Below are 26,905 nucleotides of genomic sequence, written 5' to 3' on the forward strand. Positions count from 1 at the left end.
CTTGTAAGGCTTCGATTGATCCTTCATCTACTGGTTTTATTTTTTTATCTTTCATGGTTGGACGCCCCTTTTTCTTTGATTGTAGGGCATCCAATCCTCCTGTTTCATAAGCTATTTTCCATTTCCGAAGTGTTTCATAAGACGGTATATTGAAAAGTGCCGCTGTTTCTCTGATAGATGTCCCGTGTTCATTCATATAATAAAGTACATCTAGTTTATACTGGGCTGGGTAGAATGTATAGCACTTTTCAAAGGCCTTTTCACCTGAAGACTCATATCGTCTAATCCACTCACGAAGTACGCTAGGGTTAACTCCTATAGATTTAGCAATTGTTTTTCCACTTTCTGTACCATCTAAATATCGTTTCACCGCTTGGATTTTTTCTTTTGAAGAAAATTTAGCCATAAAAAATGCACCTCCAATTGTTAGACTGTGTCTAACAATTGGGGTGCACTTCATAAAGGAAATGGCTTTTAAATTTCCATAAAACAACCAAACTTTATTTCCCATCACATTGTTCTCATTATTATTTTGGCGATGTTAATGATTAATATTTATAGCCTGTACTATATTCACCTGTAAGAATCACTATATAAAAAAACATGTTAAACATTTTATAAAATATTTAATTTTACTAGTAAAGCTAATAAAATTTGGAGAAGAATTTGAACATTTACTGCTATGTCTGTATCCGTAGTCGTAACTGTAACATTTCTAGAATTTCTAATAACAGTTTCTTGTTTATTAATTTGTTTAATAGATGATTTTTGAAACAATTCTTGTGCTACACGATCAGCTTTTTCACTATCTGCTATAGAAATACTTATTATAACCACAATAGCTGCTTGTAAAGCTGCTTGAATAGATAACGCAGCTTTTGTATCAGTAGTAGTAACTTCTACATCTGCTGAATCAACTATTGTAATAGATTCTTCAGAAATTTGATAAGTTTTACTTTCTTGCGCAGCTGCTTCTGAAACGCTAGCATTTTTAAAAGACGGATGAGGATTTGAAGAATCTAATGCACTCCACTTTTTATTTCCATCTGAATGACATGTTTTTTCCATAAGTTCACCCCCTTTCAATCTAAATAATTATTAACCTGTGATTGTATTTCAGAAATAATACTTTTAATTTGCTGCTTTTTTTCTGGCGATAAATTTTTTAGTTTTTCTTCATTTATCCCATGCCTATTAAAAATATCTGAGAGTAAAAGGTCTATAATTATATTCTTTTGATCTTTATCAAACTTAAAGGAAGAAAATTTATTTAAATCATCCATTTACAATGTTCACTCCTATCAGTTTTCTATAAAAATTTCAAATAACTACCAGCATTATATGTATTTAAATAACAATTGCTTGGACAAGTAACTTAATCTTCTATTTTCCCTTCTTTTTACTAATGAAATCAAAAGGCTGTCTTCTAATGCGAAGACAGCCTCCCGTTACTTAACATATATAAGTTTTAATTACTGTTAAATAATAAGTTCACCTTTGCTATTGTATAGTTATCCCCACTTACCTTCCCATCAATCTTGAATTTTAATTTAGTCATAATAAGAAGTCCAAGCTTGTACCACATATTACAACAAAAAAATATTTACTTTGAGTGAACCATTATAGCTAAATATAAATGGGATAGACACTTTATAAAATGTTTAGTTTAACTAGTAACGCTAATAAAATTTGAAGGAGAATTTGAATATTCACTGCAATATCTGTATCAGTAGTTGTTACGGTTACGTTTCTGGAATTTTTAATAAATGTTTTTTGTCTATTAATTTGTTTAATAGATGATTTTTGAAACAATTCTTGTGTTATTTTATCTGCCTTTTCACTATCTGCTATAGAAATACTTACTACAACCACAATAGCTGCTTGTAACGCAGCTTGGATGGATAGCGCAGCTTTTGTATCTGTAGTAGTAACTTGTACATCTGCTGAATCTACTATTTCAATATATTCCTCAGAAACTTGATCGATTTCATCTGTTTGTATAGCTTCTTCTAAAAAATTTGCATTTTTACTATATGAATAAGAATTTACTGATTCGGAATCCTGATTTATTGGCTCAGAAACCTGTTTTTTTGGTTCACAATCCTTTTTTATTGGCTCAGAATCCACTTTTTTTCGTTCAGAATCCCGATTTAATGGATCCCGGTTTTTCTTTCGTCTACAAACTTCACAATCACACATAAAATCACCCCTTTTAAACTAAAAAATTAGCAATATTAAAATATTGGCTAACTACTAGCATTTTATGTATTTTTTAATAATTTGTTTGGACAAGTAACTTGAATTTATATTTTACTTCTAATTCTTTTTTGTAATAACAAAAAATAGCCTTCTAACAAGAAGACAACCATCTTTTATTTCACATTTATATAAAAGACCCATACTTAAATACACTTAACTTCATATAATATTTTTAGAATGAGTAGTCGTTACTGAAGGGCACTTTTCGAAGTGCTCTTATCTTTAATCTCCCTCTTTTTCAGGAAGAGTTTTTTTACTAAATCCTAATATGATTTGTATCACTAAGGCTGGCGATTACCACATTTCCTTAATAGCTTCAATGAATACAGTAGCTACTAATTAAAATATCCCTATGATTTTCTCTACACTAAAAAAATCGTGCGTTATCGAACACATGAACTATTTTTTATTTTGACTATGTAACACTAAATTCACAACATTATTATCCTATATTTGGTGAAGCCTACATTTCAATGCCAGCAACCCCACACTTTTAACTAATAACTTAAACAAATGTGCTATCTCAAGGTTCCTTTGATATAGTATCTTATGTTCTATATAATGAAGAGAGCGCTAGTATTCGGAAGGAGGATGTATATGAGTATTCAACTAGCTACATCTAACGATTTAAAATGGATTAATAGTCAATATGAATCAATAGGATTTGTACGAAGTGATTTAAAGAGAGATAAAGTTGCAATTATTACATATAACAACGAGTATGCAGGTGTTGGCCGATTAGTCCAAATAGATGAAGATACTTTAGAAATGGGCGGGATTTTTATTCTGCCTCAATTTAGAGGGCTACAATTAGCTGGTGAGCTTGTTTCATTTTTAGTAGAAACTGCGAAAAAATCACAAATACAAGATGTATATTGTCTTCCTTTTGAGGAATTAGAAAACTTTTATAAGAAATATGGCTATACTGAAGTCGATACTACGAAAGAAGTAGTCCATCCAATTATTCTAAAAAAATATAATTGGTGTTTGGAGAATTACGATAAACACGTTCTACTCTTCAAATTGTAAATGTAATAAAAAAATATATTCTCAATTGCTTTTCTATCCGTACTCCTAATCGGAGCTAAGGATTAATCAAAGATATTTTATCTCTCCTTTTATAAATGGTTGATTAAAACTCAATGTTCCGTTAATACTATAGGTAACATGATTGTATTTCTCCATTCTCCCTTGGAGAAGAGCAGTTAGCTTTTGCTAGCTGCTCTTTTATTTTTTCAAAAAGTCACATAAATATCTTTAATTCCAAACATTCAAAAGATAAAATGTGATAAGATTGTTATGAAGATATTTACCAACTAATAAATGCGCCCTAGACTTACGTACTAGGGCGCATTTATTTTTTAGTATGTAACTATCTATTATCCACAAAATAAGTATCATACGCTTTATCAAAAACATATCCTAACTTTTCTGCTAGGTTAGCAGATGTAGTATTCGCTGCGTCCCAGTTTGGATACTTTCCATTTTCTAAGCAATCCAATATAAGAGCTGCACTAACTACAGTTGCCAAACCTTTTCTTCTATGATTGTGATCAGTCGCAACTTCAATTTCAATTCCATCATTATAAATACTATACGAGGATGCACCACATACAACTTCTCCGTTATATAAAATGCTATAACCTATACCACGGTTTATATAATCTTCTACCGACTGAAATTGACTTATAAAATCTTCAGAGATTTTATGTAATGTAGGGCTATTTGCGATATGCTCATCTATTCTTTTTAACTCATATCCTTTTGGAAGTATTGATATAAAAGACTGTAATTTTGAACGATTAAAACCTTCTGAATTTCGTTTGAACTTATAGCGTAAAAACTTATCTATTTTTCTTTCATGGAATGTTTCTAAGCGTTGTTTCCACTCTTCACTATTTAAGATAACTAAAATTCTTTCAGGAATATTACGTAATAACTCTTCTGTTTCTTGCACATTTGGGTCTCCAGCGTAAAATGTGAAAATTCCTACCGTAACTTGTGCTACTGTTGGATTTTCAAGATCATTTACCCAAGCAGTCCCCATATGCCCTTGTAAATAAGAAAGTAAAACAACGTTATTGAAATCCTCAAACATAGAAACTAGTTTTTTTCTTGTATGTATATTCGCTTCATATATCATTTACATTCCCGCCTTCTTTAAAATCAATCGTATTCTAAATCTTTAAGAATCAACTTATATAATTTTTCACTCAACCGCTTGTTATATAAGCAAGCACTATTAAACTAAAATTTTATATAATTATAAATTATTCACAAATATAAAATTATTATAACATCTAATAAAAAAGAGTATCTCACTTTTTAAACTTTTGAATATACATCGTGTATGTATAAACCCTCAACATAATGTATGAGGATTTATCAAAAAATGCGTTACAACTCCTTCTTAGAAATAAAAGATTCCATTTCACCATTTTTATATACTTTAGTCAATTTAACAACTGACTTGTACGTGTTAACCTCATCCCTTATCATTTTTTTCAACTCTTCTATTTCGATATTACCAGTTCCACTCTCTACTTTTAAACAATTTGAAATGTTTAAGTATCCACTAGATGCGAAAAGAATAATGAATGTAATATCAGGAAAATTAATGAACAGTATTCCAAACTTTAAAGGGTTCGCAGCAGTATCGGATAAAACTAATCGAAAATCTAACAGTTCAGGTACTTGAACAAAGTCCTTAGAAACAATCGCTTTACCTACAATTGCAACTTGCTTTACTACATTCCCAAGTTCATCTGTAAATTCAGTACATATAGGTGTATCTATTGTTTTAGCTTGTAAAGATACATTTAATTCTACATTATGAAAATCGAAAAAGATTGTACTACCCTCTGTTAAACATTGCGGGCACACATTTCCTAGCAAGCTAAAGTCCTCTTCAATATATTTAACTTTTGTTTTGCAACTACATACTTTCCCTATTCGAATCGCATCAATCTTTGAACAATCGACAAATATAACCTCATTGTCTTCTTGTACGAATGATACGATACCTGTTTTCTTATTAAATGAAAGAAAATAAGATACAACAATTTCCTTTCTTGCTATTATGATATTTTCAACTTTAGTATACGCTTCTAGACTTTGTAAAAACTCACATATACTATTTTGGCAACACCCACAATCACGTTTCGGTTCACAACCCACTTACACTCCATCCCTTCTCTATATAGAATTGCTACTACATATATATGAGTAGCAAATAAGAAAAGCTTGGACAATATAACTTTAACGTAACATTATCGTTACCTACTCGTACATTTATATGGAAATTACACCAATTTTGAGTAAGGACACATAATTTTTACTATAAATACATATAACAATTTCATCTTTCATAAAAAAAACGTTATAATAAGGTGTAGCCTCTACGATTACGTTATAAAGGAGATTAAAACTATGGCTAAAATTAAAGTGTACCAAGCAAAAGAAGAAAATATGGATGCAGTAAAAAATATCATTGATGTTGAGGAACAAAACCCAACTGCTGAAAATTTACAAAATCTATATGCGTGTGTATTAGATACTGAAGATATGGCATTGCCTGAATCATATATTGAAGAAGATATCTTAATTGATTCTATTGAAGTTATGGTTAACGCTTCTCAAAGCAAAGTAAGAGACTTAGGCGCATACGATGTAATCGAAGTTCAAAACAAAGGCAAGAAAACGCAAATTTTATTACTTGCAGACGAAGAATACGAAATTATCGAAGGCTAATCTAACACCGTACATACGAAAAAGCTCCTTTCCAATTGGAAAGGAGCTTTTTCATTACGCTTTTGATGTTTCACTCTTTTTATTCATTTGTTCTTTCTTAATTACCATACGCTCATTTCCCATAAAGAAAATGAATATGAATGCTAATCCAGCTGGTACCAATGCCCACATGAATGTTTGAACAATTGAACTAGAAAGAGCGTCAATAATCTTATCTAATATTTGCGGAGGGATTTGAGATCTTGCCGATTCTGATAAAATGGCTCTTGAATCCCCTAATTTTGTATTCATTCCCCCGCTCATACCTTTAAACGCTTCTTCTAATTGATCTTGGAAACCTGTTCTTTGGATCATTCCGAAGATTGTAATGCCTAGTGTCATTCCTAATGAACGAATGAAGTTACTCGTTGAAGTCGCAGACCCGCGCTGTTCCATACCGAAGTTGTGAATAGCTGCCATACTTAGTACAGAGAATGAGAAACCGACTCCAAATCCGATAATAATCATATAAACTGTTAATAATGCACGACTTGTTTCTGGTGTTAACGTGCTTAATAAGAATAATCCAATTAGCATAATAACCGCAGAAATAATCATAATGTTTCGGTAGCTAAGCTTAGTTGTTAAAAATCCGCCTAACTGCGCTGTTACGACTGACCCTAACATCATCGGTAAAAGTAATAATCCTGAGTTTGTTGCAGTCCCGCCGTATACACCTTGAATGAATAACGGAATGTATACAGTTGCTGACATAAATGCAGCCCCGTAACATAATGCAATAATTGTACTCATTCCGAATAAGCGCTGTTTAAACATCTCAAATGAAATAATTGGTTCTTCTACTTTTCGTTCAATAAAAATGAATGCGATGATTAAAATAGCGAATCCACCAAATAAACTTAAAATAAAGCTAGAATCCCAATCATATTTTTGTCCGCCTAGTTCAAGCGCAAACATTAAAGAAACTACTGCACCAACTAAAGTAATTGCGCCAAACCAATCAATTTTTTGCTTTCTATGAACGCGTGATTCTTTATAAAAGAATGTAATAAAAATAAGTGCTAAAATGCCAAGTGGTAAGTTAATATAAAATACCCAGTGCCAGCTAATGTAATCGGTAATATATGCGCCAAGTAATGGCCCGAAAATACTAGATAATCCAAATACAGCTCCAAATAAACCACCCATTTTCCCGCGTTTTTCAGGTGGGAAAATATCAAAAACGATAGTAAACGCGATCGGCACTAATGCCCCGCCGCCAATACCTTGAATAGCACGATAAATACCTAACTGTGTAATATTTTCAGCAGTACCACAAAGTGCCGAACCAATCATAAAGACGATTAAACCGAAAATAAAGAATCTCTTTCTACCATACATATCTGATAGCTTACCGAAAATCGGCATGCCTGCCATTTCTGCGACCATATAGGCAGAAACGACCCATACAAAGTTTTCGAGGCCTCCTAAGTCACCAACGATTGTTCCCATCGCCGTTACGACAATGGTATTATCCATCGATGCCATTAAAATACCTAGCAATAAGCCCGCCACAACAAAGCCGAGCTTACTATTCTTCTCAACCATATCTCTTGCTCTCCCTCATACTACTTATATTTGTTTATGTTCTTTTACGACTGCATTACCTTTTTGATTAAAACTAGTATGATATTCTACAACACTAATTTCACATCCAGGACCAATTGTGACGTTGTTGCCTCTTACAACTTCAGCAATCGTATGTTCTAAATAGATATCATCTCCTTCAACAATCGAAGTTTGGAGGTTTCCAGCATGACTAGTAAAAGGAATAAATCTCGCTTTTTTACGAACGGTAATTTTTTTACCACCAATTTCTCTTACCTTACTGCCTTCATAACGAAGTGAGATTTGAATATTTTCAGCATTAAGTAATCCATCACTTTCAAGACCACCAGTTAATGATAAATCTTCTACTTCAATATCTCCCTTTACATTTAAAGCACCTTTTACATCTACGAAATCACCTGAAAACTTTCCTTCAATATCTATCATACCTCTAACTTTTGTTTTTTCAATATGAGCATCACCATGAATTTGTGTATTACCATATACTTTTACATATTCCGCATCTACATTTCCTTGTACTTCGTTATCTCCATACACGACATAGTTTTTCACTTTTACATTACCGCGTACATCACTCGTTCCGTACGTTTTAAACTCATTGCAACTCATATCATTCGTAATTGTTCCTTCACCGCGAATCTTCACTTTATTATAATCTCCGCCTGCTGAATTACCAGAACCATTTACTGTGAGACTATGTGGATGTTCCATACTGATTTCTCCCTTCCGTTAAACCTGCTTAATTTCTTTTACATTTGCATTTTTATCAACAGTAAGAACACCAGTATATTCAATCAGTTCAATCTCACAGTTTGCTCCTACTGTAACATTGTTTCCTCTTACCGTTCTTATGTGAGCATAATCAATATCGATATTGTCACCTTCTAATAGTTCAGCTTCTAACTGCAAGCCAAACACTGTTTTAAATAGTCTACTAAATGTACCTGATCTATGTCTTACTTTAATCGTTTGACCACCAATTTCTTTCGCTCGACATGTACCGTGAATATTTATATTAATTTCATCTGCGCTTAATAAACCACCGATTGTAAATTGTCCTTCTGAAGAAAAAGTATCCACTTCACAATTACCGTCAATTGTAGCTTGACCATTGACTTTAAATTCTTCACCAGTGACATTTCCACCTATTGTACCTTTTCCTGCAATTTTCAAACTGTTTGCTTTTACATTTTGCGTAATTGTTGCTTTTCCATCAATTCGCATCGTTTCAGCTTGAACTGTGCCATCAACTTTACCAGATCCGCTAATTCGTGCACTGCTACTTTTCAAATCGCCAGTAACTGCACCGTAACCGTTACATTCAAATTGCTCACATTCAACATTTCCATTCACAGTTCCTTTTCCGTTTAATTGCACTTTATGAAACTCGCCACCATTCGATGAACCGTAACCATTTATAATCAAATTATCTGTACGCATACTTTCTCCTCCACTACAACAATTTAGTTTTTAATGCTTCGGTATATTTCATAATCGCTTCGCGTAAAACGATTTTGGTGCCTTTTTCAAAAATTAAATCGTCCACGTTTGAAACTAATAAACATGTAGAAATCCCTAACTTTCGGACAATGATTAAATCACAAGTTTTATGTTTAATTGCTTCATAATTTTCACGTAAAACTTGCAAGACCATTTTTCCTTCTTCTAAACTAATCTCTCCTGATTGTAGTAATTCTTCTAACATGTACACATAAAGAATGTCTACAAATTGAAACTCTGCTGTTTTATTCGTTTGTTCTATGAAAAATTGTAAAACTGGTTCTGATGCAATCCCCTTGCATAAAATGTCTTCCTTTGTTAAAAGAATTTCTCTCACACTCGGCGAAAACATGTTCGCTAGTTCATCAAGTGATAAATCCTCTTTCATCGTTTGGATTTTATCGATACGCTCTAATATCTTTTCTTTCGGAAAAAATGTCTCTTGACCTGTAAACGTTGATTTTCGTACAAACCAATCTTCCGGAATTAAATTTTTTCTTTTCCACCTATATAACTGTCCGTATGAAATACCAGTTAGTTCTAATAAATCTTTTTTTGAAATTAAATCTGTACTCAACTGTACAACACTCCTTCCTGATAACAATGTAACATAACACTGTTACGTTGTAAATAAACTTTTATCACAAGTAGCGTAACAATGTGTAAAACAAACCTATTCCTACATACAAAAAAGGCTCTTACACACCTTATGAAAATGTGCAAAAGCCCTTATATATCAAGACTTAAACCAAATATTATAAAAATCAATCCAACCTTGTGAATTAATCATTATATTTTGAACTTTTTCATGTGTACTTACCTCTTGTTTATTACGATATAAAGGAATAATATGAATTTGACGTAACAAAGTATCCTCGATATCGCGTAACAGTGTAACTCTTTTCTCTAATTCTTCTTGTCTAAAATAAGGAGACAACTTTTCATGAAAGTCCATGCTGCTTTGTCCATGAATAAAACTATTTTTTGTAAGAAACATATATAATAGACTATCTTCTATTCGTTCACTAATTGTGGCACTATCATGCATCATATCGGCCTTTTGTATCGTACTTACTTCCAATAGCTCTTCTATATCAAGAAAATTATTTTCTACACGAACCCCGTATTTCGCACACTCTTTTTGTATCCACTGTGCATCTTCAACATGATCTCGTCCTGTAAATGTGTAGAGTTGTAGCACTTCATTATGATAAGTACTCCTTTTAATTAAACTTTCTACATCTTCCTCAATCTCTACAATGCTTTCACCTGCTAATATTAGTTTTTTTGCCACTTCTCCACGTTCTCCGCCGAGTTCTTGAACGATTGTATAACCATGAATGATGTTGTATAACGCTTTCCGAAATAACGCATCTTGCATTGGTCCTTCTTTCGTAAGATTACATGTTATATATGTCACGTTCGACTCAAGCCGAGACAATTCTTTATTATGTTTTTCTTTATCTTTATACTGCGCCTTTACTAAAACATCGTATGTACTTACACCTTGTTCTACATTCCACAACTCAACACGATCTAAAAAAGGTCTTTCACGAAAATATAAAGGATGTCCTTCTAAAATGAACAGATTTTCATTACTTTTAAATAATTGAAAAGGCCCTGTTCCAATTAGCCCTCCTGCTTCATCTTCATTCACGATAGAACACTGTTCTGCACTTAGCATATGTAAAAACATTCGATTTTCTGTATGTAATTGAATTTCGAAAACGTAGTCATCCACTGAACGGATACTTTCAACGTGTTGTAACATCCATGCGTGTGCATTATTTTCCAGCTTCATAAATCGATTCAACGAGTATATAACATCATGTGCAGTAAGTTGTTTTCCATTATGAAAGTGAACTCCTTTTCGTAAGTAAAACGTCCATATTTTTTTAGCGTCATTATATTCCCAGTGAAATGCAAGTCTTGGCTCTATAATGTTTGTATTACCGTCTACATACACGAGTGTGTCGAATATATGTTTTACCATATGGCATTCTGAGCGCATTGTAGCGTATACAGGATCTAATGTGATATCTAAATTCATTTGTACTTGCAACCGGAGTACATCTCTTCTCCCTTCAGATGTCATTTCAACCTTATGACCAAATATTGAATCCACCCAGCAGTGATATTCTCCCTTTACCGATGGAAAATGCGAGCTATAGCGTTCCACAAATATGCTTCCGCTTTTCACATCCCCTTTTTTCGTTATTTCTTTTCCTCTATCTAAAATTAAAGAAATCGGGTGCTTTTGAAATATTAACTTAGAACGATTTCCTCTACCGCGACCTGGAAACCACTTAATCCAATTTAAATCATCTAATTTTTTTATAATTAATTTACTATTACGCTCTGTACAAAATAAAGTTTCAGATATATTTTGCACTGTTACTTCCAAACGTTCTCCCTCTTTTTTTCCTTTTCCATAAGCAATCCATAGTTCAATGTATTGATCTAAAATAAACATCAAAATCCCCCTAAAAGGTGAAAAATACTCCCTATTCTTTCTACCCTTTTTCCAACTCTCCTTTCATCTTATCATTTCAATATAGAAAGGAGGAATTAATATTGAATTATCTCTTACTTCGTTACAATAAACCTATTTTTATTAGACTGTGCGGTGAATTATTAACCCGAACGACTGAATCTATGTTAGCTCTCATTATGATTATTTACGTCAATAAAATGTTAAACGGCAATGTAATAATAACTATGCTGATTTTCGGCTTACAGCCACTTTCAGACATTTTATTTACACTTATTGCTAGAGGAATTACTGATAAATATGGTCGAAAAAAGATTATGTTACTCGGATTATTACTACAAGGTGTTGCAATCGGTAGTTTTGTTTTCGCTCAATCCGTTTTTATATTTGCACTGTTATATGTCATTAATGGTATTGGCCGTTCCTTATACATTCCAGCTCAGCGTGCACAAATTGCTGATTTAACAAAACAAGAGCAGCAAGCAGAGATTTTTGCTCTCCTACAAACGATGGGAGCAATTGGATCCGTAGTCGGTCCTTTAATCGGTGCAATTTTTTATAATACTCACCCAGAATATTTATTTATCGTGCAAAGTGTAACCCTTACGATATATGCCGTTGTTGTTTGGACCCAGCTCCCAGAAACCGTTCCACCTATAAGTAAGTCGAAACAAACAGTTGAGGCAAGTTCACCAAAACAATTTGTTTTTAAACATTATGCCATATTCGGTCTTATGGTTTCTACACTTCCTATTAGCTTTTTTTATGCCCAAACTGAGACGAATTATCGTATTTTTGCAGAACATGTATTTACTAATCTCGTATTCATACTCGCATTTATTTCAATATGCAAAGCCATTTTGGAAATCATTCTACAAATCTTCCTCGTAAAATGGTCTGAACGATTTTCTATGGCGAAAATCATCCTTATTTCTTACGCCTGCTATACAATAGCTGCAGTTGGCTTTAGTTATTCAACGACGATATTGTCGTTGTTCTTCACCTTACTCTTTTTAGTCATTGGAGAAAGTATTGCTCTAAACCATTTATTACGATTCGTTTCAGAAATTGCACCTCATGATAAACGTGGTTTATATTTTTCAATTTACGGTATACACTGGGATATATCTCGAACGTGTGGACCAGTTATTGGTGCAGTTTTATTAAGTAAGTTAAATGGAAGTATGCTGTTTTATATTTGTGCTAGTTTCTTATTAATTGGAGGTATTGTTCAAGCGCTATTTGTTCAAAATTTGGAACGTAAAAAAATCGTGAACCATCCTACACATAATTTATAGGTTACTACTTTTTCAGTAGATCAACATTTCTTATTGGATGAATGCTAAAAGTATTTCGCATATGACAGGAGACGTTCCTTATTTACAACTAAAAACACCTCACTTAAAGAAAGTGAGGTGTTTTTGAAATCACTTAATTTCTTATCCTGCCATTTTATTAATACTATCCTCTGGTGAAAATACGGAAATATGATCTACCTTACCAGTCGATTTTGGAATGACAAATTTCAATTCATACTGGTTATTTACTTTGTATACATATATTTTGTCTTCACCATTCTCTTTAACTGAAGATGGTTTTCCTAATGCTTTTACAATTTCTTGTAATGTAATCGATTTTAGTTCTGCATGATATGAGCGTACATCAAAAACTTGTGATCCTTTATTAAATCCGAAAACAACATTTTTATTTGTAAAAGTTGCGTACATTCCGTTCCCTGCTTGTTCGGTTTTATTTGCTTTCCCCCACGCTTTTTCAATTTCTTCAATATCCCCTGTATGGGCTCCAAATGGTACATTAGGTACTTTTCCTTCTTTTGCGAGTTCAAACAAATCTTTAACGTGGTTAATTGATTTTTGATTAAGTGTTCTATTTTTCGAATCTGACTCAGGTGATGGGTTTGTTGTTTTTTCATTACTTGGTTTTGCTTCAGGATTTTTCTGTTCTTCTGAAGAATTGCTTTGTTCATTTTTATTATTTTCCGAGGTTAGATTTGTTTCCTTTCTTTCGTCTGTCCCTTTACATGCTGCTAATGCAAATGTGCATGTAAAAGTGAGGAATATCATACCTATTTTCCAATATACCTTCATCACTTTTACCCCCTATTGTATTTTATTCATTTCGATAACCAACCGGATGCGAAGTATAATATCGATTAAGGACTTCTAATTCTAAATCGTCACTTTCCCATAATTTAAAAAACTTGGATTTATATTGTTAATCATCGTATTCATCTCCTTATTTAAACCTTCTCTTCTCAATGATAATATCCTCTATCTATATACTTAAAACATGCTGTTACAACAGCTCCTTGAAACAGAAAAAAACCAGTAGGAAATAATTATTCTTTTCCTACTAGTTGAAATGAAATTAAACGGTAAATCTTAGCTTCTTAAAAAATATAACGATAGTGTTTTTTACAGTTTCAAAATTATAAGCAAACGTATTGTCTCCACTTAATGATGAAATACATGTTAAACCTGCAGCTTTAATAAAAGCTTTTACATCTACAAGCATAGAATTAGCCTCCATGAATTTAATTACAATCATTATAACAGGTGTTTTACGATGCTAACATGAAAGTAATAAATACATTTCTATTATTAATTTATCCCGCTATTTGCCGGGCAGTAAGATCCCCACCTCAAAATTCAGCGGAAACAAAGAAGTTAGGTGGGGGCCCTGTTGTCCGTAAAAGCCCGATTGGTGAGGGCTGATAATCAGTGGGGATGAACAAAACCCCCACTGATTAAAGTTTCACTTATTTAGCTCACAGTACACCATTCCAATGTCATATAAAAAAGCTGCCCAAAAAGGGCAGCTTCAAATATGTATATTACACTTCCACCGTTTTACCATCTTCAACAATATGATAAAGTAAATGCGCTAAATGATGAATTGGACCGTATTCTTCCTCTTCCTCATCTGTTTCACCTTGGAACTCAAGATCGTTTAAGTACAGTGCTAAAAATTGATAGTATAGTTTTAAATCAAATCCGTAGCACGCAGTTGGCTCTTCATGATCACCTTCGTACTGTAACATTAAGTATTGATCGTTTCCTTCTGCATCTTCTGCGTCAAAGAATACGAAGAATCCAACGTTTGTATCTAAATCAAATAGATGACGAGTGCCTTTTTCTGTTGCTTTGTTAAAGTCCTCTTCACTTAATTTATGTACTGTTGTCGCTTTAGCATTATCTTCTTGATGGAAATTTACTGTAAATGTTTTCAATGCTGACACCTCCTGATTGTATAATACTAGCATAACATATAAAAAGGACTGCTTACAAATGTAAACAGTCCTTACATTCATTTTCGCATTGCTCGTAATAAGAAGCTTACGATAAAAATTAAAATAATCGCACCGATTAAAGCTGGAATAATTGCATATCCGCCAATGACTGGACCAAAACTACCAAGTAATTTCGAACCAACCCAAGAACCGATAATACCAGCAATAATATTACCTATTACACCACCAGGTACGTCCTTTCCAGTAATTAAGCTCGCAAGCCATCCTAATATACCACCGACGATTAAAGACCAAATCATATAATAACCTCCTTTACATTTCACCAATCAAAATATAATTAGAAACAATTGCTTACCATTAGTTATGTGACATTTTTCATAAGTTATTCATGTTGTTCAACTTTAAGATTTTTGAGAATAATACACACAGATTAAACCTTTTTTTGAACTAACGATTTATCCGACTTGTTATTACACACATTAAGGACAATCTGGCTTCAATATTGTTCGCATAAACTCTTCTTTAAAAGCTGCATAGTTAAAACCAACAGCAATTCTTTGAATCGGCCGATCATCAAACCTTGTTGGCTCAGCTATTTTTCTAAAGTCTGCTACACTTTGGCCCCTAGTCACATCATTTGTCGTACTAATCCACACTGCCGATTTTTTATATTCGAAAATACTGTCATTTATAAACGAGATAAACGGTAGTAAATCGTGTATAGGACTTCCACCAATACCCGGATATTCTTTTTTATAGAAATTCTCATAATAAAAATCAATCATTGGTTTAATGAGTTTCGCCTGTCCAGTTCCTTGTTTATCTATTATATTGGCCATTTCAGGTGTAATAAGCGCGCCCTGTGTTACATTTAACGGGTATATGCTAGCGTTTTTCGCATATTTCATAACAATATTTGCTGCAATTGGATCACCATAAAAATTCGCTTCAGATACTGGTGTAACATTACCTGGACATAGGAAAGCGCCGCCCATTATATAATACGAACAAATACGATCCATTATATTTGGATACAATAAAAATAACGTAGCAAGCGTCGTTAATCTCCCTGTCGCCACAATTATAATATCTTCTGGACAAGGTTCGATTAATTTGATTAATTCACAAAAATTTTCTCGTTTACAAATTCTCATCTCAGGTGGAATAATAGGACCTAAACCGTGGTCCCCGTGGATTTCAGGGAAAAACAAAGGCTCTTCAGCTGTCATCGGTCTACTCGCACCTTCAATAATTTTCACTTGTGTAGCATAGTACCTTTCCAAAAAATAAACATTTTCCGTAACGATATCTCGTGATACATTCCCGTACTCAGCAACAATACCTAGAATATCTAATTTACATGTTTTATTTGCATAAATTAACGCTACGGCGTCATCAATACCAAAGTCTCCAAAAAAGATAATTTTCTTATTAACTATTCTCACCCCTCTTGAGCATAATCTACTATTATTATTATGTGAAAAAGACAAGGCGGTGAAACAGCGCAAACTAAAAAAGCCGCCTATTTATTGGCGACTTCAATCTTTTTATAAGACAAATATGCAAGTACATTTTTACTTGAATCGTATTTCGGGTTATTTCCTTTTCTCGGCTCTCTCATATGTGTCTTTTCAAATCCAGGAATGTCTGGCATTTTCCCCATAAATTCAAGCATTTCTTCCTCAGTACCTTCAATGCGTACACGAATCATTATAACTATTCCTCAATTCTCAGTTTCTCTGTACTAAGTATATCGTACTTCAGAAAGACTGCAACACATTTATCTTTTTAACGTTGTACTTTTTTTACATATAAACATAGCCATTTCAGTATAGAACGATTCTATTTTATTATTTTTAAATTGAATATTAAAATATCCCTTCATTTCGTTTGGTGCTTTCATCATACATTCTGTTAACTTTTCACGCTTTTGTACAGGGACATCCATCATATTACACCACCAGTCAAAATCAAACTTCTTATCAAAAGTCAGACATGACTGCATTTGCAAACCGTTTTTTTCTAATAAAGTAAGCCATTCTGTCTTTTTTAGAGCTCGTTCATGACTTGGGTCACGCTTTTTTTCTATAAAATTATAAAATGTATCATATTCATTATTTTCTGGCGAAACATTATCTATTAAGATGAATAATCCATTATCCTCCAACGTACGATTTACTTCATAAATAAATTGAGCCGGACTCGTAAAATGATGGGCTGCAATCCGGCATGTAATTGTATCAAAAAAATGGTCTGAAAATGGTAAATTCTCTGCATTTCCTGCTACAAATGATACATTTTCATGACCATTCTGCTTTATAAAAACTTTTGCTTTTTCTAACATCTGTTCTGTTAAATCAAGTGCAACTACTTCTTCAAACATAGGTGCTAACATATTTGCCACATGCCCGCCACCAGTAGCAACATCAAGAAGACGATTATTATGACGAGACTCAACTTGTTGAACTACATATTGTAAATCCAGTCCTTTAGCATGTATTTTACTATTTACATATTTATCTGCATTACTGCCAAACTGTTTTTTCACAAGCTCTTCTTTACTCATATTATCATCTTCTTTCTATTGTTATTTACATATACGACTCATATAATTATTACAATTCTCTTCATGTATTTTCAAATCCTCTTTTCATCTCACTTCTCATCATGTTCCCTTATAATCAAAATAATATGATTACACGTTCTTCCATTAAACAAAAAAAGGCTACGGGAACTTGCCCCCTAACCTGACTAAATATTTACTACATTTTTATTTCTTCGTATATATCTATATAATATAAATCCTCTTTCAACTTCATAATAACATCTACTTCGTTATAAGTAGCCTCACGAGCATGTAAACCGAATTGATCCATACCAATCCATATCCACCCAGGTGTAAGATATAAAACATCTATATTAAAATAATCTAACTTAGTAAGCTCCGATGTAATAAATTTATCTTTATTAGCGATTTGTTTATCTATTAAACCGTATTCTTTTCCATTTTCAAATAGCGAAATAAATTTCCCTACAATCGGATGTTCACGAACAATAAAATGATATTCTTTTTCCTCTATATTTACCACAATCAAACGAGAAACAGATAAATCAGGCCCTGAATTCGACATATTTGTTTATTCACCTCCTTATATAGGCTTCTTAAATATGATAACAAATGAATATTCAAATTAAGTTAATATAATGTAAAAAATAAAAAAGCTGAATTCCCTTTAGAAATCAGCCTTTATAATTTGATTAACTTTATTCTTTTACAAATTATTATAATGTTTCTTTTTCCTCATCATTTCCGGAAACTAAACTTCCTATAGCATCTGCTGTTACTTCCACTACAAATTCACAAATACCAGCTACAACTTCTCCAATTATTTCATCCATCTTTTTACCCCCTTATTTTATGTAACCTATTTGCATTATAGAAGAAATTGGTAAATACAAACTATCGAAAAAGGTGACATAAACCTTACAGAATTGTAAGCTCTTTTATCCCTTTACTTATTCCCTTTGAAACTCCAAGTATTTTTAGCAGACATATAGGCCATCATAATATGAAGCAAGTAATAATCTAGTGTCAGGAGGCGTTTAATATGTATTACGTAAAATTAATTAAAGGTCAATCTTTCTACGCTTTTGATCATCGTTTCTTAGTGTCTGAAGAAGAAGAGGTTTCAGAGAAAATTTATAATTACTTACGACGTAATGAATTTTTTGAAGTACGTAAACAAGAATATTCTGCTTAATTACAAAAAGCATTAAGAAAAATATCATTTAGTTGGGATATATTCTTGATGCTTTTATGTGAATTGCTTCTTTCCAACACTTGTTTTCGACTTTATTAAAATATTCTAGTATTTGTCCAAACTACTCATCCTGTAAGTAAAACTGATGAAACAACTTTTGCAGTCCCATTTTCTCCAAATAAAGCAATTGTACGTACAAACATTTCAAGCTATAGATCAAAACGTTGGCAGTGGAACACACGAATATTCATTAACTGTAGAAAACCTTACTAGTGGTGCAAGCGCAGAAGTTGTTGGCCCACTATCTTTTAGCGTTTTAGCTATTGGACAAGAGCGTAAATGTTGCTAAGTGAATCTAATATTTAATTTTGTACTTGAGAAAAGCGAGGCGTAGTTATACGTTCTTGCTTTTTTATATGTACCTTTACTTTCTATTAGCTTTAATCATAAATTTTTTACGTTTTGATTCACTTATTTCATCAATTAACACATCAAACTTTTGACAAATCAAAAAGATTGAAATCCAATTATGAAACACGTAATATAGACTCTGACTCTAAAAAAGTTCGTATGAAAATAATACATAAATAAGGAGGTTTTATATACGAGTTTTTCATTTTAAAAGACGGAGAGGTTTTATGTTATGTGGCGTAATAAAAACGTTTGGATTGTTCTAATTGGGGAGTTTATTGCAGGTCTAGGATTATGGCTTGGTATTCTTGGCAACCTTGAATTTATGCAAAAATATGTCCCTTCTGATTTCATGAAATCAGTTATATTATTTATCGGACTATTAGCCGGTGTTCTAGTTGGACCTATGGCTGGCCGTGTCATCGATCAGTATGAAAAGAAAAAAGTTCTTCTTTACGCTGGATTTGGTCGAGTTTTAAGTGTTATTTTCATGTTTTTTGCTATTCAATTTGAAAGTATCGCATTTATGATTGCATTTATGGTTGCTCTTCAAATTTCAGCAGCATTTTATTTCCCTGCATTACAATCTGTAATTCCACTCATCGTACGTGAGCATGAGTTATTACAAATGAACGGTGTACATATGAATGTTGGTACAATTGCTCGTATTGCAGGTACTTCACTAGGTGGAATTCTTTTAGTTGTGATGAGTTTACAGTACATGTATGCCTTCTCAATGGCAGCATACGCCTTATTATTCCTCTCGACTTTCTTCCTACAATTCGAAGACAAGAAATCAACAACACCAAGTAAACAAGCTGCAAAAGATAATAGCTTTATGGAAGTATTTCGTATTTTAAAAGGAATTCCTATTGCTTTTACAGCACTTATATTAAGTATCATCCCTCTATTATTTATAGCTGGGTTTAATTTAATGGTTATTAACATTAGCGAAATGCAACATGATCCTACGATTAAAGGGTTCATATATACAATTGAAGGTGTCGCATTTATGTTAGGTGCCTTCGTAATTAAACGTCTATCTGATCATTTCAAACCTGAAAAATTACTATATTTCTTCGCAGTTTGTACTGCTTTTGCACATCTGTCATTGTTCTTTAGCGATATAAAATGGATGGCTCTTACATCATTTGGTTTATTTGGGTTTAGTGTTGGCTGCTTCTTCCCTATTATGTCGACGATTTTCCAAACGAAAGTGGAAAAAAGTTATCACGGTCGCCTCTTCTCATTCCGTAATATGTTTGAGAGGGTTATGTTCCAAATCGTCTTACTTGGCACAGGCTTCTTCTTAGATACAATTGGGTTACAATATATGGTTCTCATCTTCGGAGTCGTTTCATTATTGATTATTTCTATTTCCCTTTCTAAGCAGAAACATTATGAAAAACAGCATTCGCAATCTGCGAATTTATAAAATAAACAAAGAAGTATGGATCTAATATTGAATCCATACTTCTTTGTTTTATAATACGCCTATTTATTACGTTTATTGAAATTACCTAAAGGAGTATCCCCCTTTTATTTCGAATAGATTATAAAAAGTACTCTTTATAAAAGGAGTGGTAAAATGTCTGATGGCATCGAAGTATTTATTATCCTGCTCTTTGCAATTGTTCTGTTTAGCATCCTAAACTTTTTAGCCATTTCCTTATCTGGACATAGTTTAAAAAAAAGAATCGTGGCAGGTTTCATATTTTTACTACTGACTCCCATTATCTTTTTGACTATCGCAACATTTGCTTCTATATTCGATAAAGCAGGATTTGGCGCAGGTACGTTAGCCTTTATGATCGCAAGCGTATATATATTAAATGGAATAGTAATTCTGCTTTCCTCTTTATTTATCCTCAAAAAAGACATAACATAGGCTATAGTACTAGCATGAATCTGACTTTACACTAGATTCATGCTTATTTAATTTCTCCTAAATTTTTATATGAAATTAAATAATTCTTTAAAAAAATTTAAACTTTATTTATTATAATATCCCTATCGCATTCGCACGTTTATTCAAATTTAAAAGAAAGGAGCACAAAATGAAAAAGGTTCTACTTACAATTCCTATACTAATTATCCTACTTAGTGGATGCAGCAATAACGATATATACGGTTCTTGGGAAGTCGTTGACAATAAAAAAGGTGAATGTCCTGTATATTATAAATTTGAAACAGTTGTCAAAAAAGAAAATAAAGAGAAAATTGTGCAAAATTTAGTAGAAATGCAAACAACAAAGAATAAAGACGATTTATATAAAGGCTCATTTGTAAAAAATTCTAATGTATATCACATTGATTATGGTAATTCATTTACATCGGACCAAACTTTAAAAGTTGCCGACGGTACATTAAATGTATACTTTTTGACAGCCGAAAAATTATGCACATATAAAAAGAAATGATTACATTTCAGAGGAGACGCAGAAAATATTTTCTGCGTTATTTCACTTTAGAAATCGTCCACAAAAATAGCCCTTGTTTTCGTATTCTTTTTCATTCAAAACATGAGAAATATGCTTAATAAAAACTAGAAAATACCTTAAGTTATATAAAATGAATCATATAATACACATTTCAATTAACACATCTACGCTATTTACATCGATACTTTTCAAAATAGGCTGATCCTTCCTCTAAATTTGTCAATCGTTTTAATTTTCATAAAAAAATGATAAAATATAAACATGTGTTTTCAGAATAATTAAAAATGCAGAATGAAAGCACTGTTTTAGGAGGGGTTTTGATGACTTACACGTTAGCAACTAGAATGAAAGCATTCCAATCTTCTATATTTAGTGAATTAGGAGCCTATAAAAAAGAAAAAATTGCAGCAGGTCATAACATGATTGATTTGAGCATCGGAAATCCTGATATGCCGCCCGCTGATTTTGTAAGAGAAACAATGGTACATACAGCGAGTGAAAAAGAGAGCTACGGGTATACATTATCCGGTATTCAAGAATTTCACGAAGCTGTAACTGAATATTACAACAACACTCATAACGTTTTATTAAATGCGGATAAAGAAGTTTTATTATTAATGGGTTCACAAGACGGGCTCGTTCATTTACCTATGGTTTATGCAAATCCAGGTGATATTATATTAGTTCCTGATCCAGGATATACAGCTTATGAAACAGGTATTCAAATGGCTGGTGCAACATCTTACTACATGCCTTTAACGAAAGAGAATGATTTCTTACCAGACTTAGAAGTTATCCCTGAAGAAATTGCCGATCAAGCGAAGATGATGATTTTAAACTTCCCAGGGAATCCCGTTCCAGCAATAGCTCATGAAGATTTCTTTAAAGAAGTAATCGCATTCGCGAAAAAGCATAATATTATCGTTGTCCATGATTTTGCTTATGCTGAATTTTATTTCGATGGTAATAAGCCAATTAGCTTCCTCTCTGTACCTGGTGCTAAAGAAGTTGGTGTAGAAATCAATTCTTTGTCAAAAAGTTATAGTTTAGCAGGTAGCCGTATTGGATATATGATTGGAAACGAAGAAATTGTTCGTGCACTTACTCAATTTAAATCTAATACCGATTACGGTGTATTTTTACCAATTCAAAAAGCGGCATGTGCTGCACTAAGAAACGGTGCTACGTTTTGTGAGAAAAACCGTGAAATTTATCAAGAACGTAGAGATACACTAATCGATGGATTCCGAACATTTGGCTGGAATGTCGATAAGCCAGCTGGTAGTATGTTTGTCTGGGCTGAAATTCCACAAGGATGGACTTCTCTAGACTTCGCTTATGCATTAATGGATCGTGCAAATGTCGTTGTTACACCTGGTCATGCATTTGGACCTCACGGAGAAGGCTTCGTACGTATTGCACTCGTTCAAAATAAAGAAGTGTTGCAACAAGTTGTTGAAAACATTAGAAATAGCGGCATTTTCGTCCTTGAAAAAGTAAATGAATTAGTTAAAAATTAGTTCCCACTCCCCTGCTTAACTTTAGCAGGGGTATTATTAATTGGAGGTACTTTCATATGCATATTAAAGACACACTTCCCCATCGTTATCCATTTTTAATGATTGATAAAGTAACAAATGCAAAACAAGATGAATTCGTTACAGGATATAAACTCATTACAAATAACGAATGGTTTATAAATGATAGTCAAAAACATATGCCTCATATGTTAATTGTAGAAGCACTTGCTCAGCTTAGTGCATTTGTACATACAAGTGATTCTGAAGGACTAGGATTCCTCTCCTCTTTAGATGGAGTTGAATTCCACGGAAAAGCATATCCCGGTGATAAACTTGATTTACATTATGAGCTAACACGCAATCGCCGAGGTTTTGTTCTTGGTAAAGGTATTGCAACTGTCAACGACCAGCCTATTGTAACTATAGAAAAACTATTAATATATCAAGCAGATTAAAGTGTTCCTTATATCAGTTGGAAATATCTATTCTCAACCAATTAAGTAAATAGGAAAACATATTACGTAGTTAGGAGCAGGAAAATGGAACGTACTATCGGTATCGATGCTGGAGGCACATTAACGAAAATAGCTTATTTTAACGAAAAAAAGCTATTAACTTTTAAAAAATTTTATTCTCATGAACAACATAAAATAATAGATTGGATTAAAAACAACAATGGCATAAAACAAATATGTATTACGGGTGGTAAATCGAAATTATTACAGCAACTGCTTACAGGTTCATATAAAATAATAGAGCTAAACGAATTTGAATCTACTCTTGCAGGTGTCCAATACATATTAAAAGAAGAAAAACACACTATAAACAATTTTATTTTAACCAATATCGGTACAGGTACTTCTATCCATTATGTTTATAATGAACAATATATTCGCGCTGGTGGAACCGGAGTTGGCGGTGGGACTATTATGGGACTTTCAAAATTGTTAACAAATATAGATCATTTTGAAGATATAATACCTCTAACAAAAGTAGGATCTAGAAAAGAACTAGATATTACGGTTGGAGATATTTATGGTGGTATTCTTTCCCCTATCGATAATAACTTAACTGCTAGCAACTTCGGAAAAGCAGCCATTACAGAATCAAATAATAGTAGCTCCGATATACTAGCTACTGTGCAAGGACTTGTCGGTGAAGTCGTTACTGCATTAAGCCTTCAATTCGCTGAAACAAAAAACATTGAACATATTATTTATATTGGTTCGACTTTATGTAATAACGTACAACTTCAACATATTATTAGTAGCTACACCGAATATCAAAATAAAACACCAATCTTTTTACAAGATGGTGGTAATAGCGGTGCAATTGGTGCATTACTTCATGCTACGAAATAAAAAGCTGACTTTTGTCAGCTTTTTAGAAATGGCACTTCAAATTCAATAATTGATTCCCCGTTCTCTCCAATTCGCTCCACGCTTATTCTATCAATCACACAATTTAACTCCCCATGAAAACTAGGAATCTCCTTCACTACTTCAGCAGCTAATTCGGCACTTTCTTTTCTTCCGACTGTTACATGCGGGATGTACGGAATGTCTTCTTTCAAAAATTGTAATAAAGGTCCTGTATACAGCCTATCATGTAGTTCTTCTATTTGTTTTCTTCCTCCATCAACTTCTAAAAACAAATAGTTTCCTACACTAGTGATACGATTTGCAAACTCAATTTCAATTTTGCCTCCCCCTATTGATACATTAAAAATATGAGATTTTAATTCATCATTTGAAATATTACTCTTAAATGGGAATACGATTGTTATATGCGGTAGAATTAATCCAAATAAAGGATCATGTTTATGTCTAATGTTCTCTATTTTATCGATGGACATGTTGTTTAGAAAAAGTAAAATTGTACGCATTTTTATACTTCCCACTTTCTCGCGAAGTTTTTATATTTATCATATTGAATAGTAGCTTGCACTTCAACAAATTATTTCGCTTACACATAAAAACAAAAAACTTCTCAAATGAGAAGTTTTCATATAGCATGATTATTATTTTCCCGCCAAACTTTCCTAAACTTATACTTTGAACTGTTCCACCACCGGGTAAATGATTAACAATTGCAACCACATCTGAATTATTACCAACGTATGTCCCAGTATATTTCTTAAAATCATCTGACCTAACATCATATATATCTTTTATTCTTTCTCCGTCAGAACAAGCCGCAATGAATAAAAAAATTGTTAGCATAACGATCATGTTATGATGCATATATTTCATTTAGCATCCCCCATTTTTATCGATATTCGTTAATTACAATATTTACTTTCAAATCCCTTTTTAAATATACGCATTTTAATCAAAATTAAAAATTTTCATTTTTTATGTTTACAATTATCCATTAATTGTATATACTTACTAACGTAAGAAAAAAATTCTAAAAGGAGGTCGAAGGAAATGATGAAATTACAATTACATGCATTAACTTTAGCGTTAACTGCACCTGTGTTTTCTGGACAATTAAATATGAATTCGACCACCCTAATGGAGAATTGAAAATCGTACTTTATTTCATTTAATTCATAAATTCGCCACAGGAGGTCGTATACTTTCCTGTGGCTTTTTCACGCCCAGCCATAGGAGAACTGTATCTTCCTGTGGTTTTTTTGCGCGATTTTTTTAGTCTCTTACATTATTTTTCTAAGAAAGGAGCAACATTCAATGACTATTAGCGTATTGTTTTTAAGTATTACGATTCAAAGAAATACAATTTCCAAAGATGAAATTCTTCATAATCAGCAAATTGAAAAAGCTATGAATGATGTTAAGGAGCGCCAAGCACTTTACTGTGATCACCTGTAATTCCTTTTCGAAAGGAGGAATTCATTTATGACTTTTCATATTTTCTTTTTTACGACTGTGCTTCAAAAAAATACTTTATCTGAAACTGAAATCAATCGTAAACAACAGTTAAAACGACTGACTGATAAAATAACTGACATTAAAAGTTCGCACTACACTCAAATGTATTAAAAATATATTTTAAAGGGGTAATATATTCATGAAATTTAAAGCATTCTTTTTAACAATCACCATTCAAAAACGTAAGCTCTCACAGAAAGAGATTTTACGCGAGCAACACATCCAAAACATTATGGACGAAGTAAAAGAGCGCCAATCTTCTTATTACACTCGTCTTTTCTAAATCACTTATAAAGGGGTAATTATCTAATGAAATTTAAAGTATTCTTTTTAACCATTACCATTCAAAAAAATAAATTTTCCGAGTCTGAAATGCTCCATGAGCGACAAATTAATCAGGCTATGGATTCTGTAAAAGAAAGACAAAGTCATTACTGTAGTCACCTTTAATTTCTTATTACACTCGTTTTTTCTAAATCACTTATAAAGGGGCAATTATTTTATGAAATTTAAAGTATTCTTTTTAACCATTACCATTCAAAAAAATAAATTTTCTGAGTCTGAAATGCTTCATGAACGACAAATTAATCAGGCTATGGATTCTGTAAAAGAAAGACAAAGTCATTACTGTAGTCATCTGTAATTCCAATTCGAAAGGAGGAATTCACATATGAAGTTTCACCTTTTCTTTTTAACGATTACGATTCAAAAAGAAACAATATCTCAAAATGAATTAAAACAAGAAAGACAATATAATCAAGTTATTAATGAAATTCGAGATCGTAGAAGCAAATACTACATTCATCTTTAATCGTTTAACTATATAGAATTGAAAGGAGTAGATTATGATGTTAATAGCACGCTGTAAAGAAATGATTTGGATAGTTCAGAGGGATTCCACATAGTTTTATAGAGCTTATATCACACAAGTTCATCACTGAATTTGATATATAAAAAATATATAATAAAATCAAATCAACCCGCTTTTAATTATTTTTT

36 protein-coding genes and 2 pseudogenes are annotated in these 26,905 nt (G+C 32.5%); 17 read left to right on the top strand and 21 right to left on the bottom strand.

From position 1 onward, the window contains the following. The 4 genes from MR143_RS08150 to MR143_RS08165 all read right to left on the bottom strand — a co-directional run. Positions 1 to 406 (bottom strand): transposase (locus tag MR143_RS08150; RefSeq protein ID WP_242280700.1); only part of this gene is annotated, 406 nt, incomplete at its 3' end. A 209-nt stretch (positions 407 to 615) separates the two neighbouring features. Then, complete coding sequence (locus MR143_RS08155) at positions 616 to 1,068, bottom strand: spore coat protein (protein WP_000415813.1); 453 nt, start codon at positions 1,066 to 1,068, stop codon at positions 616 to 618. A 14-nt stretch (positions 1,069 to 1,082) separates the two neighbouring features. Then, positions 1,083 to 1,283: a spore coat protein gene (locus MR143_RS08160; RefSeq protein WP_000342252.1), complete on the bottom strand. Its 201-nt coding sequence runs from the start codon at positions 1,281 to 1,283 to the stop codon at positions 1,083 to 1,085. Positions 1,284 to 1,650: 367 nt separating this feature from the next. Continuing rightward, positions 1,651 to 2,199 carry a spore coat protein gene (locus tag MR143_RS08165; RefSeq protein WP_000332789.1) on the bottom strand — a complete coding sequence of 183 codons (549 nt, stop codon included), beginning with the start codon at positions 2,197 to 2,199 and terminating at the stop codon, positions 1,651 to 1,653. A gap of 657 nt (positions 2,200 to 2,856) precedes the next feature. On the opposite strand from MR143_RS08165, the gene MR143_RS08170 reads away from it, so the two are divergent. After that, on the top strand, positions 2,857 to 3,288 hold the full coding sequence (locus MR143_RS08170; protein WP_000027168.1) for a GNAT family N-acetyltransferase: 432 nt from the start codon (positions 2,857 to 2,859) through the stop codon (positions 3,286 to 3,288). A gap of 343 nt (positions 3,289 to 3,631) precedes the next feature. Here the strand turns inward: MR143_RS08170 and MR143_RS08175 are convergent, their stop codons facing one another. Both MR143_RS08175 and MR143_RS08180 read right to left on the bottom strand, forming a co-directional pair. After that, positions 3,632 to 4,402 (bottom strand): GNAT family N-acetyltransferase, encoded by a 771-nt coding sequence (locus MR143_RS08175; RefSeq protein ID WP_000638738.1) that lies wholly within the window; start codon positions 4,400 to 4,402, stop codon positions 3,632 to 3,634. A 254-nt stretch (positions 4,403 to 4,656) separates the two neighbouring features. Further along, positions 4,657 to 5,436 (bottom strand): BC_2878 family exosporium-associated protein, encoded by a 780-nt coding sequence (locus MR143_RS08180; protein WP_000501704.1) that lies wholly within the window; start codon positions 5,434 to 5,436, stop codon positions 4,657 to 4,659. A 252-nt stretch (positions 5,437 to 5,688) separates the two neighbouring features. On the opposite strand from MR143_RS08180, the gene MR143_RS08185 reads away from it, so the two are divergent. Beyond that, entirely contained in the window at positions 5,689 to 6,009 is a 321-nt protein-coding gene (locus MR143_RS08185; RefSeq protein ID WP_001062727.1) for a hypothetical protein, read from the top strand. A gap of 54 nt (positions 6,010 to 6,063) precedes the next feature. Here MR143_RS08185 and MR143_RS08190 read toward each other — a convergent pair whose 3' ends face one another. The 5 genes from MR143_RS08190 to MR143_RS08210 all read right to left on the bottom strand — a co-directional run bounded on the left by MR143_RS08190 (position 6,064) and on the right by MR143_RS08210 (position 11,590). Next, positions 6,064 to 7,596: an MDR family MFS transporter gene (locus tag MR143_RS08190; RefSeq protein WP_000229654.1), complete on the bottom strand. Its 1,533-nt coding sequence runs from the start codon at positions 7,594 to 7,596 to the stop codon at positions 6,064 to 6,066. Positions 7,597 to 7,620: 24 nt separating this feature from the next. Beyond that, positions 7,621 to 8,328, bottom strand: coding sequence for a polymer-forming cytoskeletal protein (locus tag MR143_RS08195; protein ID WP_000400908.1), 708 nt, complete (start codon positions 8,326 to 8,328; stop codon positions 7,621 to 7,623). Between the two features lie 18 nt (positions 8,329 to 8,346). Then, positions 8,347 to 9,057, bottom strand: a complete 711-nt coding sequence (locus MR143_RS08200; protein ID WP_001258385.1) for a bactofilin family protein — start codon at positions 9,055 to 9,057, stop codon at positions 8,347 to 8,349. 13 nt (positions 9,058 to 9,070) lie between these two features. After that, positions 9,071 to 9,694 carry a YhbD family protein gene (locus MR143_RS08205; protein WP_000102239.1) on the bottom strand — a complete coding sequence of 208 codons (624 nt, stop codon included), beginning with the start codon at positions 9,692 to 9,694 and terminating at the stop codon, positions 9,071 to 9,073. A gap of 159 nt (positions 9,695 to 9,853) precedes the next feature. Continuing rightward, entirely contained in the window at positions 9,854 to 11,590 is a 1,737-nt protein-coding gene (locus tag MR143_RS08210; RefSeq protein WP_000470193.1) for an ABC transporter substrate-binding protein, read from the bottom strand. Between the two features lie 101 nt (positions 11,591 to 11,691). Here MR143_RS08210 and MR143_RS08215 point away from each other — a divergent pair, with 101 nt between their 5' ends. Continuing rightward, on the top strand, positions 11,692 to 12,906 hold the full coding sequence (locus MR143_RS08215) for an MDR family MFS transporter (RefSeq protein WP_242280701.1): 1,215 nt from the start codon (positions 11,692 to 11,694) through the stop codon (positions 12,904 to 12,906). Between the two features lie 141 nt (positions 12,907 to 13,047). On the opposite strand, the gene MR143_RS08220 is transcribed toward MR143_RS08215, so the two are convergent. From MR143_RS08220 to MR143_RS08255, 8 genes are all read right to left on the bottom strand, one after another. After that, entirely contained in the window at positions 13,048 to 13,716 is a 669-nt protein-coding gene (locus tag MR143_RS08220; protein WP_000870490.1) for a YjgB family protein, read from the bottom strand. Between the two features lie 280 nt (positions 13,717 to 13,996). After that, positions 13,997 to 14,143 (bottom strand): hypothetical protein, encoded by a 147-nt coding sequence (locus MR143_RS08225; RefSeq protein ID WP_000959549.1) that lies wholly within the window; start codon positions 14,141 to 14,143, stop codon positions 13,997 to 13,999. Positions 14,144 to 14,462: 319 nt separating this feature from the next. Further along, positions 14,463 to 14,858 carry a hypothetical protein gene (locus MR143_RS08230; protein WP_000847589.1) on the bottom strand — a complete coding sequence of 132 codons (396 nt, stop codon included), beginning with the start codon at positions 14,856 to 14,858 and terminating at the stop codon, positions 14,463 to 14,465. A gap of 77 nt (positions 14,859 to 14,935) precedes the next feature. Further along, the gene (locus MR143_RS08235; protein ID WP_000638306.1) at positions 14,936 to 15,178 is read right to left on the bottom strand and encodes a GlsB/YeaQ/YmgE family stress response membrane protein; all 243 of its coding nucleotides are present in this window, start codon (positions 15,176 to 15,178) and stop codon (positions 14,936 to 14,938) included. 180 nt (positions 15,179 to 15,358) lie between these two features. Next, positions 15,359 to 16,324 carry a nucleoside hydrolase gene (locus tag MR143_RS08240; protein WP_001223678.1) on the bottom strand — a complete coding sequence of 322 codons (966 nt, stop codon included), beginning with the start codon at positions 16,322 to 16,324 and terminating at the stop codon, positions 15,359 to 15,361. 77 nt (positions 16,325 to 16,401) lie between these two features. Then, on the bottom strand, positions 16,402 to 16,590 hold the full coding sequence (locus MR143_RS08245; RefSeq protein WP_000621885.1) for a DUF3970 family protein: 189 nt from the start codon (positions 16,588 to 16,590) through the stop codon (positions 16,402 to 16,404). A gap of 69 nt (positions 16,591 to 16,659) precedes the next feature. Next, positions 16,660 to 17,445, bottom strand: a complete 786-nt coding sequence (locus MR143_RS08250) for a class I SAM-dependent methyltransferase (protein ID WP_000031307.1) — start codon at positions 17,443 to 17,445, stop codon at positions 16,660 to 16,662. Positions 17,446 to 17,641: 196 nt separating this feature from the next. After that, positions 17,642 to 18,010: a hypothetical protein gene (locus tag MR143_RS08255; RefSeq protein WP_000071478.1), complete on the bottom strand. Its 369-nt coding sequence runs from the start codon at positions 18,008 to 18,010 to the stop codon at positions 17,642 to 17,644. Between the two features lie 477 nt (positions 18,011 to 18,487). Here MR143_RS08255 and MR143_RS08260 point away from each other — a divergent pair, with 477 nt between their 5' ends. From MR143_RS08260 to coaW, 8 genes and pseudogenes are all read left to right on the top strand, one after another. Then, positions 18,488 to 18,640, top strand: coding sequence for a YqbF domain-containing protein (locus MR143_RS08260; RefSeq protein ID WP_000291906.1), 153 nt, complete (start codon positions 18,488 to 18,490; stop codon positions 18,638 to 18,640). Between the two features lie 181 nt (positions 18,641 to 18,821). Next, a pseudogene (exsC, locus tag MR143_RS08265) lies at positions 18,822 to 18,989 on the top strand (exosporium protein ExsC); the annotation flags it as partial. A 294-nt stretch (positions 18,990 to 19,283) separates the two neighbouring features. Next, the gene (locus tag MR143_RS08270) at positions 19,284 to 20,486 is read left to right on the top strand and encodes an MFS transporter (RefSeq protein WP_000269261.1); all 1,203 of its coding nucleotides are present in this window, start codon (positions 19,284 to 19,286) and stop codon (positions 20,484 to 20,486) included. A 153-nt stretch (positions 20,487 to 20,639) separates the two neighbouring features. Further along, a complete protein-coding gene (locus tag MR143_RS08275) occupies positions 20,640 to 20,939 on the top strand; it encodes a hypothetical protein (RefSeq protein WP_001279458.1) in 300 nt (99 codons plus the stop codon). Positions 20,940 to 21,108: 169 nt separating this feature from the next. Further along, positions 21,109 to 21,471 carry a hypothetical protein gene (locus MR143_RS08280; protein WP_000757018.1) on the top strand — a complete coding sequence of 121 codons (363 nt, stop codon included), beginning with the start codon at positions 21,109 to 21,111 and terminating at the stop codon, positions 21,469 to 21,471. Positions 21,472 to 21,812: 341 nt separating this feature from the next. Beyond that, on the top strand, positions 21,813 to 23,012 hold the full coding sequence (locus tag MR143_RS08285) for an LL-diaminopimelate aminotransferase (RefSeq protein ID WP_000222707.1): 1,200 nt from the start codon (positions 21,813 to 21,815) through the stop codon (positions 23,010 to 23,012). A 56-nt stretch (positions 23,013 to 23,068) separates the two neighbouring features. After that, positions 23,069 to 23,467 (top strand): 3-hydroxyacyl-ACP dehydratase FabZ family protein, encoded by a 399-nt coding sequence (locus MR143_RS08290; RefSeq protein ID WP_000547642.1) that lies wholly within the window; start codon positions 23,069 to 23,071, stop codon positions 23,465 to 23,467. Between the two features lie 84 nt (positions 23,468 to 23,551). Continuing rightward, on the top strand, positions 23,552 to 24,373 hold the full coding sequence (coaW, locus tag MR143_RS08295; protein WP_000442497.1) for a type II pantothenate kinase: 822 nt from the start codon (positions 23,552 to 23,554) through the stop codon (positions 24,371 to 24,373). A gap of 14 nt (positions 24,374 to 24,387) precedes the next feature. On the opposite strand, the gene MR143_RS08300 is transcribed toward coaW, so the two are convergent. After that, a complete protein-coding gene (locus MR143_RS08300; RefSeq protein WP_001259202.1) occupies positions 24,388 to 24,897 on the bottom strand; it encodes a 2'-5' RNA ligase family protein in 510 nt (169 codons plus the stop codon). A gap of 157 nt (positions 24,898 to 25,054) precedes the next feature. Next, a pseudogene (locus MR143_RS08305) lies at positions 25,055 to 25,264 on the bottom strand (DUF4825 domain-containing protein); the annotation flags it as partial. A 441-nt stretch (positions 25,265 to 25,705) separates the two neighbouring features. Here MR143_RS08305 and MR143_RS08310 point away from each other — a divergent pair. From MR143_RS08310 to MR143_RS08335, 6 genes are read left to right on the top strand one after another with little or no spacing between them, the layout of a single operon-like run. Further along, positions 25,706 to 25,846 carry a YrzI family small protein gene (locus MR143_RS08310; RefSeq protein WP_000156196.1) on the top strand — a complete coding sequence of 47 codons (141 nt, stop codon included), beginning with the start codon at positions 25,706 to 25,708 and terminating at the stop codon, positions 25,844 to 25,846. Positions 25,847 to 25,873: 27 nt separating this feature from the next. After that, the gene (locus tag MR143_RS08315) at positions 25,874 to 26,017 is read left to right on the top strand and encodes a YrzI family small protein (RefSeq protein ID WP_000142730.1); all 144 of its coding nucleotides are present in this window, start codon (positions 25,874 to 25,876) and stop codon (positions 26,015 to 26,017) included. Between the two features lie 28 nt (positions 26,018 to 26,045). Further along, positions 26,046 to 26,189: a YrzI family small protein gene (locus MR143_RS08320; RefSeq protein WP_000668963.1), complete on the top strand. Its 144-nt coding sequence runs from the start codon at positions 26,046 to 26,048 to the stop codon at positions 26,187 to 26,189. A 26-nt stretch (positions 26,190 to 26,215) separates the two neighbouring features. Continuing rightward, positions 26,216 to 26,356, top strand: coding sequence for a YrzI family small protein (locus MR143_RS08325; protein ID WP_000669805.1), 141 nt, complete (start codon positions 26,216 to 26,218; stop codon positions 26,354 to 26,356). Between the two features lie 52 nt (positions 26,357 to 26,408). Next, the gene (locus MR143_RS08330; RefSeq protein ID WP_000669805.1) at positions 26,409 to 26,549 is read left to right on the top strand and encodes a YrzI family small protein; all 141 of its coding nucleotides are present in this window, start codon (positions 26,409 to 26,411) and stop codon (positions 26,547 to 26,549) included. A gap of 27 nt (positions 26,550 to 26,576) precedes the next feature. Next, positions 26,577 to 26,717, top strand: coding sequence for a YrzI family small protein (locus MR143_RS08335; RefSeq protein WP_000668499.1), 141 nt, complete (start codon positions 26,577 to 26,579; stop codon positions 26,715 to 26,717). Positions 26,718 to 26,905: the final 188 nt, after the last annotated feature.

Origin of the sequence: Bacillus cereus group sp. BfR-BA-01347, assembly GCF_022663835.1 — a bacterium.
Taxonomy (GTDB): domain Bacteria; phylum Bacillota; class Bacilli; order Bacillales; family Bacillaceae_G; genus Bacillus_A; species Bacillus_A thuringiensis_K.